Raw genomic sequence first — 14489 nt, 5'->3', positions numbered from 1 at the left:
TTATATAATTCTTTTGGAGGAAATATGAAAAGAATAAGAATTTTAATTGCAAAACCTGGTCTTGATGGACATGATAGAGGAGCGAAAGTAATCTCAAGAGCTTTAATGGACGAGGGGTATGAGGTTATTTATACTGGTATAAGAAGAACACCAGAAGAAATTGTAAATATGGCAATTGAAGAAGATGTTGACGCAGTTGGTCTTTCTTGCTTGTCTGGTGCCCATCTGGAACTTTTTAAAAAAGTAAGTGAACTTTTAAAAGAGAAGGGGAAGGAAGTTTTACTTTTTGGTGGTGGAATTATTCCAAAAGAAGATATTGAAATTCTTAAATCTTATGGTTTTAAAAAAATATTCACTCCAGATTCAAGTATAAAAGAAATTATTGAATTTTTGAATAATGAATTCAAAAATAGAGTCTTTAGTTAATGGGGTAATTGAGGGGGATAGATTAAAATTAGGGAAAGCGATAACTCTTGTTGAAAATGGAGAAGATGAAGGATTTGAAATTTTAAAGGCTATCTTTCCTTTAAGAAAGAGAATTTTTATTTTAGGCATAACAGGACCTCTTGGAGTTGGTAAATCAACACTTATTGATAGACTCCTTTCCTTTTTTGAAGATGAAAAAATTGGATGCCTTCTATGTGACCCATCAAGTCCTATTAGTGGAGGTGCATTTCTTGGCGATAGATTAAGAATGAAAACAAAAAGTGAAAACTTTTTTATAAGATCAATGGCAACAAGAAACTTTCCTTTTGGCATATCTCCTTCACTCCCGTTTGTTTTAGATCTACTCTCTGCCTCTCCATTCAAAACAATTATTGTTGAAACAGCAGGAATTGGTCAAGGTGATTCAAGTATCAAAAATTTTTCTCATCTTACAGTTGTTCTTCTGGCACCATACCTTGGAGATGAAATTCAATTTCTAAAAGGTGGAATTATGGAAATAGGAGATATATTTGTTGTAACTAAAGGCGATTATGAAAATGCTGAAGTTTTTTATAGTTCACTTAAAAATAGTTTTAATTTCTTTTTTAAAGAGGTTCCTCAAACATATCTTGTAAGTGCAATTAATGGTAGAGGAATAGATGAATTTATAGAGAATATTAAGATAAAAAGAGAGGAGATATTGAATTGTGATATCTTTGAAAAAAGAGAAAGAATTAGAAGAAAAGAAACATTTAAATATTTTATAAGAGAGAGGTTTATTAATAGATACATTAAAAAATTGGAAGAAGAAAAATTAAAAGGAATAGAAGAAGGAGAAATAAATATTTACGAGTTAGATTTTGAGAATAATTAAAGAATTCGACCCCTGGAAGGGAAAATTTTGTACCTGTCCAAAAAAATATAGTTTAAACCCTTATACCGGGTGTTCATTCAATTGTATATATTGTTATATCACTTCTTATATTAAAAATTCAAATAAAGTTAGGTTAAAACAAAATTTAATTGATAATGTTAAAAGAGATTTAAAAAATTTTGATAAAAATTTTTATATTATGCTTTCAAATTCTTCAGACCCCTATCCATACATAGAAAAACATTTAAAAATTACAAGGGAAATACTTAAAATTTTTATGGAAAACAATATTAAGGTTTTAATTGTTACTAAAAGTGACATCTTATTAAGGGATATTGATATTTTAAAAGAAATGAATGTAGTAGTAACTGTGACAATAACAATTAATGACGAAAATTATAAAAAAATTGAACCATATGCACCATCTCCTGAAAGAAGAATAAATATGTTAAAAATTTTAAAAGAAAATGGGATTCAAACAGCAGTAAGAATTGACCCAATTATTCCTTTTTTTAATGATGATTTGAGAAAAATAGAGGATTTAATTAGATTAGTTTCAAAATATTCAAATCAAATTATTTCTTCAACATTAAAATTAAAATTTGATTCAATGAAAAGATTTAAAGAAAAGTTATCTGATATTTATGAAAAAATGATTCCATTATATAAAGAAAAATATGGTAATTCTTTATATATTGAATCTTCCTATAGAGAGAGATTATTAAAAAATATTAGGGATATTGCTCTTTCATATGGTTTATATTTCTCAACATGTAGAGAAAATTTATCCTTTCTTAATACCAATGTTTGTGATGGAAGTGGATTATTTAAAAAATAGTATAATTTATTAATCATGGAAGATAGATTTAAGATAAAAAGAAAAAGAGAGTTTAAATTTCCAAAAAAATTTATTCAGAAATTAAATTTCTTGCTTTTTCTTTTTTTATATATTTTGTTTTTATTTATATTTTCACAAAAAGGAACAATTCTTAAATATGGAAAAGATGTTCTTCCATTAAGTTTTAAAATAGGAGAGATTGAAAATACACCTTTTTATGCAACATCAAAATCAATATATTTACTAAATGAAGATAAGTATTCTTCTTTTCAATATTTTATAAGAAATTTTGAAGTCGATAAAGACAAAATATATATCCTTTCAGATAATTTAGTTATATTAAATAAGGATTTAAAAACTTTAAAGGAAATTAAAAAAGAGGGTTTCTATCCTTATGAATTATATATATTTGATGAACGCTTTGTTATTAAATATTTAAAAAAGGATTCTCTATCAATTCTTTTTTCTCTTTATGATAAAAATAGTTATAAAGAACTTAAAAATATAAAATTTGAAAACTTGAATAGTATGCCATATTCTACTGTTTTTTCAAATGGTGAAAAAATTCTAGTTTTTCAAAATGATGGCGATCTTTTAATTATAAATTTTAATGGTGAGATACTGCTTCAAAAAAATGTAAGACCTCAAAATGAAATTCTATTTAACCCAAAAGGGTTGATAGATTATGAGAAAGAAGAAATAATTTTATTCTGGCAAAGTTACTCTTATACATCAAATTCTATTCTATTTTTAAATTTTAATGGTGATATTAAAATAAAATTCGATATTAAAAGTGATATAAATGAAATTGTTAAATTAGAAGATAAATATTATTTATTGTTAAATGATAAAATTTTAGTTGTTAAAGATTATAAAATTACTCAAGAAATTTATTTTCCATTTATAAGGCCAATTACAATTTATAATATAAATAAAAATTTAATATCAATTTGGGAGTTTAATAGTTTCTATAGTGAATATAAAATTTTAAAGATAAATGGAAAAAATTTTATTTTTAAGGGAAAATTTAAAGATATAATTTTTAATGGAGATTATTATTTAATTCTTATAGATTCAAAAATTTATACATTAAATTATGAATGAAAAGGAATTAATAAATGAGATTTTAAAAGGAGATATTGAAAAGTTCTCTTATTTTATAAAAGAGCATCAAAATGAAATTTTTAACTTATGTTTTTCAATAGTAAAAAATAGAGATGATGCACTTGATTTAACGCAAGAGGCATTTCTTATAGCATATAATAATTTAAAAAATTTTAAAGGTAATTCATCTTTCTCAACATGGTTATATAGAATTGCATACAATCTCTCTATTAATTATTTGAAAAAAAGAGGACAAATTTTAACAATTATAGACAAAGATGAAGATGAACTTGAATTTCAAATTGAAGATACAAAGTCTTCTGTTTGGGATGAAATTGAAAAAGAAGAGAGAATAAAAATAGTTAATGAATGTCTTGGCAAACTAAAAGATTTTGACAGATTAATAATTGAGTTAAGGGAAATTAATAACTTAAGTTATGAAGAGATGTCTAGAGTCCTTTCTCTTCCTATTGGAACTATAAAATCGAGACTTTTTAGAGCAAGAGAAAAACTAAAAAGAGAGATAGAGAGGAAATTGAGCGGAAAAGATAGTAATTCTGAAACAAAAATTTAATTTTTAAATCTAAAAAGTGATGGAAAAAGTTATTAGAGATTTAATCAATCGCTTCTTTGAGTCTGAACTATCTGAAGAGGAAAAAGAAAAACTCTTTAAAATTTTAAAAGAGGATGAAATTGCGTTTAATTACTTCAAAAAATTAGAAATTTTAAGAAAAGATTTAAAAGAAATAAAAAATTTAAGAGAAAAAATAAATTTAGAGAGTAAAATATTATATAAAATTAGAAAAGAGAAGATAAAAAGAAAAGTTTCTATATATTTAGGCTTAGCATTAAATTTTACCCTTATTTTATTAATGATAATCCCATTTACTCATAAAGAGCACAATTTAAAGATTTCAAATTTAAATAAACAAAATCATAAATATACGATTTCAAATGTTGTAAATAACTCAAATATAAATGAAATAGAACTTACTCTTTATGTTAAAGATGAAAAAATAGAAGAAAAAACTGGCAATTTAAAAATTCCAAGAGAGGAGTTTAATCTTTTGTTTGAAACTCTATCAGATAAAGGAGAGATTTTGGTTGAAAAAATTGAAGGGGGAAAAGAAAAAAGTGATTATATCTCAGTTAAAATAAATTATAAAAATTATCCAAAAAAAACCTTTTCATATTATTTAGGAACATATTTGCCATATTTAATATTTACAACAATATTTTTGCTCCCACTCTTTTTTATTCTTAAAAGAAATAGAAAAGTTTTATTATGAAAAAATTAATTATAATATTGTTTCTTTTAGCAATTTTTTTATTAGGATTCAAAGTGTTTAAAGTTGACAATATAATTGATATTTTGAAAACTTTTGATGAGGGAGAAAAATTAGGATTAGTTGAAGTTAAAAATATTGTATTTGAAAGAAACGAAAATTATCTTTCAGGATATTTAGATATTTATGTTGAAAAAGAAAATATAACTGCTTTTGAAAAATTCTTAAGAGATAAAAAAATAGATTTTATAGATATAAAAGAGGGAAATACAAGAATATATTTGAAAGAGAATCTAAAAAATTTTATATCATCTGATTTCAAAACAATTTTTCTTTTAGAGTTGTCTAATATTTTGTTATCAAAAAATTTTTATTTCATACTTCTTATTGCTATAATTTTTTATCTACTCATTTTACCAAACATCTAAATTTTTATATAATTTGAAATATGAGAGTTCTTTGGGCTCCATGGAGAATAAAATATATATTATCTTCAAAGAAAAAAACAGGTTGCTTTATATGTGAACTGGTTAAAGATAATAAAGATGAAGAAAATCTTATTTTAAAGAGAGGGAATTTCTCTATAATTATTATGAATAAATATCCTTATAATTCTGCACATCTAATGATTTCTCCTTTGAGACATATTAAAGACCTTTATGAACTAAATGATGATGAAATGAAAGAGATTATGAATTTTTTAATTTTATCACAGAAAATAATTGAAAAAATATATAAACCAGATGGTTATAATATAGGAGTTAATATTGGTAGGGCTGCTGGTGCAGGAGAAGAGCACCTACATTTTCACATTGTTCCTCGCTGGTCTGGAGATACAAACTTTATGACTGTATTTGGTGAAACAAGAGTTATACCAGATAGTTTATTTGAAATTTATAAAAAATTAAAGGAGGAATTTATTGAAAATAGTTGCTGATTTACACATACATTCTAAATATTCAAGAGCAACAAGTAAGGATATGGATATTTCTACACTTTCACAATGGGCAAAAATTAAAGGTATAAATCTTCTTGGAACTGGAGACTCAACTCATCCTGAATGGGAAAAAGAAATAAAGATGTATCTTAAGGAAAAAAATGATGGAATATATGAGTATGATGGAACAAATTTTATAATTAGTGGCGAGGTTGCTCTTATTTTTTCACAAGGAGGAAAAACTAGAAGAGTACATATATCATTTTTAATTAAATCAATTGAAGATATGGAAAAAATAAACAAAACTCTATCAAAATATTCAGATTTAGGAATTGATGGAAGGCCAATACTTCCATTTAGTTGTAGTGAATTTGTGAAAGTAATAAAAGATGTCGCGCCATATACTTTTATTTATCCTGCTCACGCTTGGACTCCATGGTTTGGTATTTTTGGTTCAGAAACTGGTTTTGATTCTTTAGAAGAAGCATTTCAAAATGAATTAGATAATATTTATGCAATTGAAACAGGACTTTCATCTGACCCTCCTATGAATCACCTTATTTCAAAATTAGATAACATAGCTCTTTTATCTAACTCTGATGCTCATTCTCCTTCAAATATTGGAAGAGAGGGAAATGTTTTTGATTGTGAATTAAAATATGATGAAATAATAGATGCAATAAAAAAGAGAGATAAGACACGTTTTCTATTCACAATTGAATTTTTTCCAGAAGAAGGAAAATACCATTATGATGGACACAGAAACTGTGGAGTATCTTTAAGTCCTGAGGAATCAATTAAAATAAAAAACATATGTCCAGTTTGTAAAAAACCATTAACCCTTGGAGTTCTTCATAGAGTTTATGAGTTAAAAGATAGAGAAAATTTCAATGAAAATAATTTTATACCATTTAAAAATTTAATTCCTTTAATTGAGATTATCTCTCAAGCACACCAAAAAAACAAAAACACAAAATTTGTTGAAGATGAATATATGAAAATAGTTCAAAAATTTGGAAATGAAATGAATGTTCTTCTTTTTTTACCCTTAAACGAACTATCAGGTAGAATAGATGATAAAATTTTTAAACTAATAAAAAATATGAGAGAAGGAAAAGTAAAGAAAAAACCAGGCTTTGATGGAGAATATGGAGTGATTGAGGTAATAGAAGATTTTGAAACAGAAAAGCCTCCATCACTTTTTTAAGTATTTCATAGAAAATTATTGATTAGATTTAATTAAATTGATAAAATTTTTAAGAGGAGGTTTTTATGATTAAAAATAAAATTGTTTTATTAGTATTAATTTTATCACTTGTTTTAAGTTTATTTATCTCTTGTAAAAAACAACCTAAAGTTTTAAATGTTGGAACATCTGCAGATTACCCTCCATTTGAGTATGTTGATGAAAAAACTGGTGAATTTGTTGGTTTTGATTTAGATTTAATAAGATTATTAGGAAAAAAGCTTGGGTATGAGGTAAAAATTGTTAACATGGATTTTGACTCAATAATTCCTTCTCTTGAAAAGAAAAAAATTGATGTTGCAATAGCATGTATTACAATAACTGAAGATAGACTTAAAGTTGCTCCTGCAATTCCTTATTGGGTTACTGGTCAATCAATTATAGTTAATGTAAAAAGTGCATTTAAACCTTTAGGTCTATCAGATCTTTCTGGTAAGAAAGTAGGAGTTCAAAAAGGTACTACCGGAGAACAAATTCTTGATGAAGGGATACAGAAAAAAGAGGCATTAAATGTAGATGTGAGAAGATATACATCTGTTATTCTAGGAATGCTTGATCTTCAAAATGGAGCAATTGACGCTATGATAATTGATACTCCAGTTGCAAAATTATATGAGCAAAAATATAACTATGTTGTTACTGCAGAACTTGCCCCAGAAACTGCTGGAATATTTGTCCAGAAAGATAATGAAAAACTATTTAATGATTTAAAGAAAGCTTTGGAAGAAGTTAAAAATAGTAAAGATTGGTCAGATTTAGTTCAAAAATATTTTTCAGGTGAATAATTATATTAATGAAAATTTTTGACATAACAATTTTTTATAATATTAGAGCAATAGTTTATATACTCTCTGGAATTTTTAATACAATTTTGCTCACTTTAACAGGAATAGCTCTTGGTTTTATTGCTGGTTCACTATTAACTTTTGGGGAGGTATATCTTGCCTCCCCATTTAATTTAATCTTTAGAATTATTGGTGAAATAATAAGAGGAATTCCTTTAATGGTTCTTTTCTTGATTCTTTATCTTGGATTTAATCTTGATCCACTAACTTCTGCAATACTTGGTCTTGGAATAAGAAGCGCTGCTTATCAAAGTCAAATTTTTAGATCATCCCTTGAAGCAATTCCAACAGGTCAAATTCTTGCAGCATTGAGTATTGGAATGAACAAAACTCAAGTTTTCTTAAATATATTATTACCTCAAGCTATTAGAATAATGATTCCATCCTGGACAAATGAGTTTATAACCCTTCTTAAAGATACATCTATTGCTTTTGTTCTTGGTATAACAGAAATTATGACAAAAGCAGAACTTATTTCAAGATCAATTGGAAGATATTTTGAAATTTATATTTTTATTGCTATTTTATATTTTATTATGGTGAGATTTTCAAATTATATTTTTTATTCAATTTATGAAAAAAATAGAATCCCAGGATTAGGAGAAAAAAGGTGAAAGAGGTCTTAAGAGTAGAAAATTTAAAGAAGAGTTTTGGTAAAAATGAAGTTTTAAAAGGAGTTTCATTTTCAATAAATGAAAATGAAATAAAAGTAATAATTGGACCAAGTGGGGGAGGCAAAAGCACTCTACTTTATTGTATAAATTTTCTAACAAAACCTGATTCTGGAAAAATTTTTCTTGATAATGAGGAAATAACAAAAAGTGGAGTAAATTTGTCAAAAATTAGAGAAAAAATTGGCTTTGTTTTCCAACATTTTAATCTTTTTATGCATCTAAATGCAATTGAAAATGTTTTAATTGGACTACTTAAAGTTAAAGGAATGAAAAAAGAAGAGGCGGAAAGTATTGCAGAAAATGCTTTAAATATTGTTGGAATTGATAAAAGATTATGGAAGCTTTATCCTGCACAACTTTCTGGTGGACAACAACAGAGGGTAGCAATTGCAAGAGCAATTGCTATGAATCCAAGAATAATTTTATTTGATGAACCAACAAGTGCTCTTGATGTGGAATTGATTGGAGAGGTCTTAAGAGCAATAAAAAATTTAGCTGAAAAAGGTATGACAATGCTTCTTGTTACACATGAATTAGATTTTGCAAAAGATGTTGCAGATGAAATTATGTTTCTTGATAGTGGAAAAATAATTGAAAAAGGTTCACCAGAGGAAATAATCTTTAATCCTAAAAGTGAGAGAATAAAAAAGTTTCTTGGAATAATAACCAAAGAGGAAAAAGATTAGATGGAAGCTTATTTAATTATTTTTGAAAGATATGGAAATTTACTTTTAAGTGGTTTTTATCTAACTCTTTATATAACATTTGTTTCAATTTTTTTTGGTTTAATATTTGGATTAGTTCTTGCAGTTTTAAAACTCTATGGCCCAAAGATTTTAAAAATTCTTTCGACTCTTTATATAGAAATAATTAGAGGAACCCCTATGGTTGTTCAACTTTTCATAATTTACTTTGGATTACCTTCTACAGGTTTAGTTAGATTTACACCACTTACTGCCGCAATTTTAGGAATGGGTCTTAATAGCGCTGCATATCAAGCAGAATATTTTAGAACTGCTTTTCTAGCTATCCCAACAGGTCAAACAGATGCAGCATTAAGCATTGGAATGAATAGATTTAAAGTGATAAGATATATACTTCTTCCACAAGTTTTGAGAATTGTAATTCCTGCATGGACAAATGAACTAATTGCTCTCACACAATATTCAAGTTTAGCTATGATATTAACTGTAATGGAACTTACCAGTGTTGCAAAATTTATTGGAAGCAAAACTTTTTATTATATTCAATCTTTTACAATTATTGCATTTATCTATGTAGTAATTTCAATAATTCTCACAAGATTTATGATTATTTTTGAAAAGAAGTTAGAAATACCTGGAGTTTCTGCGGTAAAAGGAAGAACATTCAGTTTTTAAATTTATTCACTAAATATTTTATATTCAATAACCTTATCTTGAGAAAGTTCGGGTAGTTTTAAATAAAAAGCAAAAGTATCTAAAACAGCTTTTAAAGGAATTAATCCAACTAGTTCACTTTCTTTAATGTATGTACCATATCTTTCGGCTTCCATTTTTACAATTTCATAAATTCTATAAAGTGGTGCTTTTTTGAAATTTAAAATATTCATTGAGACTTGAGCGCACTGTTTATCTTCCAAATAAAATCCTTTTGCTTGAACAAACATGAGTCCACCAGATGATTCTCTTATTGATTTTGCTATTTTTTCTGCTATTTCTACATCTTTTGTTCCAAGATTTATATTATATGCAATTAAAAACTCTCTAACACCAACTACTGTTGCACCAGCTGAAATATGTGGTTTTGGTTCACCAATATCAGGGTACCATTTTGGGTCTTTCATTTTTTCTTCTAATCCCTCGAACTCTCCTTTTCTAATATTTGGAAGCTTTTTCCTCTCTTCATTTGTTGCAGAATCAGCATAAAAATAAATTGGTACTTTAAGTTCATTCCAAATTTTTTCACCAAGTTTTTTTGCATATTCATTTAACTCTTTTTTATCAATACCTGAAATTGGAACAAGAGGTATAACATCTACTGCACCAATTCGAGGGTGCTCTCCTTTATGATTTCTAAGATCAATTAGTTCAACTGCTTTTTTAGTAAAATAAAAAAGCGCATCAATTACCTCTTCAACTTCTCCTGCTATCGTAACAACTGTTCTATTATGAGATTCATCAGAAGAAACCTCTAAAAGTTTTACATTTTGCCTATCTCTAACTTCCTTTACAATTTCCTCAATTACATCCTTTCTCCTTCCTTCACTTATGTTAGGTACTGATTCAATAAGTTTTGCCATAAACAATACCTCCAGTTAGAATTATTATATCATCTCTGTTATACTTTATCTTGATGAAAAAAATTGGTTTATTCAAAAGAAAAATTGGAATTGTCTTAATGGGTGGAGGAGCAAGAGGTCTTGCACATATTGGAGTTCTTGAAGCACTAATAAACAGTGGAATTAATTTTGATTTAATATGTGGGACTTCAATGGGTGGAATAATTGGAGGTTTATTTGCCCTAGGATACACTCCAGAAGAAATAAAAAATATGGCATTAAATTTTGATTATTCAAAAATTTTAAAATTACCAAGATTTTCATTTATAAAAAATTTAAACAATATTTTTGAAATTATTTTTCTTTCAACATATGGAAGGTTATTTGAAAAAGAAGGTGAAGATAAAATTGAAGAGTTATTAAAAGAAATTACAAAAGAAGAACAAATAGAAAATCTAAAAATAAAATTTTTCTGCACAGCAGTAGATCTATTAACTGGAAAGGAGATTATCTTTGATAAAGGACCTCTTTATAAAGCACTTAGAGCTACTATGTCTTATCCATTTATTTTTAAACCAGTAAGTTATAACAAAATGCTTCTTGTTGATGGAGGAGTTCTTGATAATGCACCAGTTATAAAAGCAAAAGAGTTTGGAGCAAAAAAAATTCTTGTTGTTGACATTCATAGAGGTTTAAAAAAAGAAAGCATAAAAAACTTAAATTCAGATTTATCTATTTTAAAAAGAATTTATGATGTTATGACAGAAAAATTAGTTGAAATAAATTTAGAAAAAGCAGATTATGTATTAAAAATTGATATTGAGAAAAGCACTTTTGATTTTACAAATACTCAAGAAATAATTGAAAAGGGCAAAGAAAAAACATTAAGTGAAATTAAAAAAATTAAAAAAATACTTTTTTCATTCTAAGGCTTTAAGCTTTCCAGAATTTTTAGCAACTCATCTATTTTCTTTAATTCTTTTCCTGCTAACTCAAAATTTCCTTCTCCAGAGTATCTTTTATAATTATCTAATGCCTCTTTAAGAGATTTTAAAATTTCATCAAAATTTATCTCTTTTTCAGGCCCTTTTTCATATTTAAGTATTTCAGATAAAGCATCTTTTACACTATCTCCCCAAGTTAGTCTATCTAATGTTGCACATATAACTTTTTTAAGTTGTGGAATTTTCCCTTGTGTTGCTTGAAGATAAACAGGTTCAATATACAAAATTGAACCATTAATAAGTAAGAGTAGTGTATTTCCCCTTATAACTTGTGAGCCTTGTTGATTCCAAAGTGTTAATGTTTTTGAAATTTCTTCATCCTGATCAACTCTTGCTTCTATTTGTTGTGGTCCATAAATCAATGTTTCTTTTGAAAATTGGTAAATTATAACTTTACCATAATTTTCTTTATCGCATCTCCCAACAAAGAGCGAGATAAGATTTCCCTTTCCAACTGGCGTCATAGGAAGAATATTTACAAATTCAACTTTTCCATCAATATTCATAAAAATAAAATATGGAATAATAGGTTGTATATCTTGAATGTATTTCTCTTTTGCTTTTTCCCATCTATCTTCTCTATTGTAAAAAACTTGAACATCTTTCATATGATAATCTCTTAAAATATAAGATTGGATCTCAACAAGATCATCTGGGTATCTCAAATGTTCTCTTAAATCTTCAGGCATCTCATCAATTGATTTAAATAAATCTTTATAAATTTTTCTATAAACCTTTATTAATGGATCATTCTCATCTGTAATATAAAAATTAACCTCTCCACTATATGCATTTACAGTAAATTTTACAGAATTTCTTATGTAATTAAGCATTATATCTCCATATTTTACTCCTTCAGAGTATGGAAAAGTATTTGAGATTGTAAATCCATCACCTATCCAAAACAAATTACCGTTCTTATCTATTACAATATAAGGATCATATCCATAAAGAAGAAAAGGTGCAATTTTATCTACTCTTTCAAGAACTTCTCTATAATAGAGGATTCTTGATCCTTTGGTTAAATATCTTGAAAGAAGAATATTTATATCACCAAAATGCATAGCAAAAATTATTTTTCTAAATAGATTGTCTATTTTTACTCCACTTTCACCTTTATATTTTGTATATACATTCTCATTACCTTTTGGATAATCAAATTCTTCTGTTGAAGTATTAACAAAAATATAATCATTTGTTAATTCACCGAAATAAATTTCAGATCTTGTAATTTTAACACCATCTATTTCAACTTTTGGAGGTATATCTTTTATTAAAAGAACTGGTAGTCCCTCAGGAGTACTTTCATCCACTCCACTCATGCACACTCCATATCCATGTGTAAATTTAAGATGAAGATTAACCCAACTTCTTGAATCAGCAGGGAGAAGATTCTTATCAAGTTCTCTTGCTGATATCATAACTTCTCTTAATAACCCATTTATGATATATCTATCTATATCAACATCATTGAATTTATAATAAGGTCTTATACCTTGTATTTCTTTATAAGTATCTTTAAGTGCTCTTGGATCCCAAATTCTAGCACTATTTATAACTGTTTGATTATTTTCTACCACTTCTTTTGTTATATTTGAAACATTCCCAATTTCTATAAAATTAAAATCCTCTATGCCATAAGCATATCTAGTGTATTTAATATTATATTCTAAAAAAATGCTTTCTCTTGAAAGTTCATTTGGATTTACAACAAATCTTTGATAAATTGAGGGAAGTATAGAATATAAAAATAAAATTATAATAAGAGAAAAAGAGGTTAAAATTATAAATGTTCTTCTTTTTTTTAAAAAAATTCTATTATTAATAAATAAAAGGACAATACCAAGAAGTATTAAAATAATTATTAGTATATAATAAATTGGAATTCTAATATAATAATCTGTATATCCTATTCCATAAACTGCACCTCTTTTTGAAAACATTAAATTATAAATTGCAAGATAAGTTTTTAAAGAAATTACAAAAACTATAAATGACACTATTTTTAACAACTTTCTCTGTATATCTTCATCTTTTAACTTAATTGAAAGGGTGTACTTTAATTTTGAAAGAAGAAAGAAGAAAAATATAGAAAATAAAAGAATAAATATTAAAATAGAGAGAAATATATTTGATAAATCATTCAAGAAAGGAAGAGTAAATAGATAAAATGAAATGTCTTTATTTAAAATTTCAGTTATTACTCCTGTTGGAACTCTATTAAAAAACATTAAAATATTGTTGTAATTAAAGTTAATTAGTGTTGTGAATATTATTGATGAAATAAGAACAATTATAAAATGAATAATTTTAAAAATTATCTTTTCCCTTTTTCTTTCTGGAGTTTCAAAAGGAGTAAGTATATACTCAAATTTTGTAATAAAATAAAGCATTAAAAAAGTAATTACAAAAACTGCACCTTTTATTGCTAGATTTATGAAAAATCTAATAAAAAATACACTTTTATACTTTACACTATCAAAAAAATAATAATCAACAAAAATTGTTGAAAGAAGATTTAAAATAATAATAGTTATAAACGGGATAAATATCAATATAACAATTTGAGGTTTAATTCTTGCTTTAGATTTTGATAAAACATAAAGAATAAAAATAAGAAACAATAAAATAAAAATTAATTGTGCCATTTAATATACTCCCAATTCTCTTAATTTCTCTTCACTTAATCCTAAGTAATGTCCTATTTCATGAAGTAAAACTTTTTTTATCTTCTCTTTCACAGAAATATTTTCTAGAATTGACGCATTTTCGATTTCCTCTTTAAATAAAACTATTTTGTCAGGAAGAACAAAATTATAATGAGGACCTCTATATTTATATGGTACTCCCCTATAAAAACCAAGTAAAAGGCCTTTATCTTTCTCCTCAACTGTTATTTCAATATTTTCAAGTGAAGATTTTATATCTTTAGGTAAACTCAAATATATTTCTTCAACCAAATTAATAAATTCTTTTAATTCCATGTAATAATTAT

General features: G+C 25.9%; 17 protein-coding genes. 14 read left to right on the top strand and 3 right to left on the bottom strand.

Annotation, left to right across the window (positions count from 1 at the left end):
* The first annotated feature begins 24 nt into the window (after window positions 1-24).
* From N3D74_01900 to N3D74_01840, 13 genes are all read left to right on the top strand, one after another.
* The gene (locus N3D74_01900; GenBank protein MCX8094934.1) at window positions 25-426 is read left to right on the top strand and encodes a cobalamin B12-binding domain-containing protein; all 402 of its coding nucleotides are present in this window, start codon (window positions 25-27) and stop codon (window positions 424-426) included.
* Window positions 398-1300 (top strand): hypothetical protein, encoded by a 903-nt coding sequence (locus N3D74_01895; GenBank protein MCX8094933.1) that lies wholly within the window; start codon window positions 398-400, stop codon window positions 1298-1300. The genes N3D74_01900 and N3D74_01895 overlap by 29 nt, the downstream gene beginning before the upstream one ends.
* On the top strand, window positions 1287-2138 hold the full coding sequence (locus tag N3D74_01890; GenBank protein ID MCX8094932.1) for a radical SAM protein: 852 nt from the start codon (window positions 1287-1289) through the stop codon (window positions 2136-2138). The genes N3D74_01895 and N3D74_01890 overlap by 14 nt, the downstream gene beginning before the upstream one ends.
* A gap of 15 nt (window positions 2139-2153) precedes the next feature.
* On the top strand, window positions 2154-3242 hold the full coding sequence (locus N3D74_01885; GenBank protein ID MCX8094931.1) for a hypothetical protein: 1089 nt from the start codon (window positions 2154-2156) through the stop codon (window positions 3240-3242).
* Window positions 3235-3816 carry an RNA polymerase sigma factor gene (locus tag N3D74_01880; GenBank protein ID MCX8094930.1) on the top strand — a complete coding sequence of 194 codons (582 nt, stop codon included), beginning with the start codon at window positions 3235-3237 and terminating at the stop codon, window positions 3814-3816. Before N3D74_01885 ends, N3D74_01880 begins: the two co-directional genes overlap by 8 nt.
* A 19-nt stretch (window positions 3817-3835) precedes the next feature.
* Window positions 3836-4531, top strand: a complete 696-nt coding sequence (locus tag N3D74_01875) for a hypothetical protein (protein ID MCX8094929.1) — start codon at window positions 3836-3838, stop codon at window positions 4529-4531.
* Window positions 4528-4956, top strand: a complete 429-nt coding sequence (locus N3D74_01870; protein ID MCX8094928.1) for a hypothetical protein — start codon at window positions 4528-4530, stop codon at window positions 4954-4956. Before N3D74_01875 ends, N3D74_01870 begins: the two co-directional genes overlap by 4 nt.
* Before the next feature lie 20 nt (window positions 4957-4976).
* Complete coding sequence (locus N3D74_01865) at window positions 4977-5465, top strand: HIT domain-containing protein (protein MCX8094927.1); 489 nt, start codon at window positions 4977-4979, stop codon at window positions 5463-5465.
* Window positions 5449-6672, top strand: a complete 1224-nt coding sequence (locus N3D74_01860; GenBank protein MCX8094926.1) for an endonuclease Q family protein — start codon at window positions 5449-5451, stop codon at window positions 6670-6672. Before N3D74_01865 ends, N3D74_01860 begins: the two co-directional genes overlap by 17 nt.
* A 65-nt stretch (window positions 6673-6737) precedes the next feature.
* A complete protein-coding gene (locus N3D74_01855) occupies window positions 6738-7496 on the top strand; it encodes a transporter substrate-binding domain-containing protein (protein ID MCX8094925.1) in 759 nt (252 codons plus the stop codon).
* A gap of 8 nt (window positions 7497-7504) precedes the next feature.
* The gene (locus N3D74_01850; protein ID MCX8094924.1) at window positions 7505-8170 is read left to right on the top strand and encodes an amino acid ABC transporter permease; all 666 of its coding nucleotides are present in this window, start codon (window positions 7505-7507) and stop codon (window positions 8168-8170) included.
* Window positions 8167-8916 carry an amino acid ABC transporter ATP-binding protein gene (locus tag N3D74_01845; protein ID MCX8094923.1) on the top strand — a complete coding sequence of 250 codons (750 nt, stop codon included), beginning with the start codon at window positions 8167-8169 and terminating at the stop codon, window positions 8914-8916. Before N3D74_01850 ends, N3D74_01845 begins: the two co-directional genes overlap by 4 nt.
* Window positions 8917-9609, top strand: a complete 693-nt coding sequence (locus N3D74_01840) for an amino acid ABC transporter permease (GenBank protein MCX8094922.1) — start codon at window positions 8917-8919, stop codon at window positions 9607-9609.
* Between the two features lie 2 nt (window positions 9610-9611).
* Here the strand turns inward: N3D74_01840 and ftcD are convergent, their stop codons facing one another.
* The gene (ftcD, locus tag N3D74_01835) at window positions 9612-10511 is read right to left on the bottom strand and encodes a glutamate formimidoyltransferase (GenBank protein ID MCX8094921.1); all 900 of its coding nucleotides are present in this window, start codon (window positions 10509-10511) and stop codon (window positions 9612-9614) included.
* Between the two features lie 53 nt (window positions 10512-10564).
* On the opposite strand from ftcD, the gene N3D74_01830 reads away from it, so the two are divergent.
* Window positions 10565-11419, top strand: a complete 855-nt coding sequence (locus tag N3D74_01830; protein MCX8094920.1) for a patatin-like phospholipase family protein — start codon at window positions 10565-10567, stop codon at window positions 11417-11419.
* Here N3D74_01830 and N3D74_01825 read toward each other — a convergent pair.
* Both N3D74_01825 and N3D74_01820 read right to left on the bottom strand, forming a co-directional pair.
* Window positions 11416-14142 carry a UPF0182 family protein gene (locus N3D74_01825; protein ID MCX8094919.1) on the bottom strand — a complete coding sequence of 909 codons (2727 nt, stop codon included), beginning with the start codon at window positions 14140-14142 and terminating at the stop codon, window positions 11416-11418. The two genes, N3D74_01830 and N3D74_01825, sit on opposite strands and share 4 nt — an antisense overlap.
* Window positions 14143-14478, bottom strand: coding sequence for a metallopeptidase family protein (locus tag N3D74_01820; protein MCX8094918.1), 336 nt, complete (start codon window positions 14476-14478; stop codon window positions 14143-14145).
* Between the last annotated feature and the right edge of the window lie 11 nt (window positions 14479-14489).

This window comes from Caldisericia bacterium (genome assembly GCA_026414995.1).
Taxonomy (GTDB): domain Bacteria; phylum Caldisericota; class Caldisericia; order B22-G15; family B22-G15; genus JAAYUH01.
The sequence above is the reverse complement of the archived record's forward strand: the minus strand, read 5'-3'. Positions and strand labels throughout refer to the sequence as shown.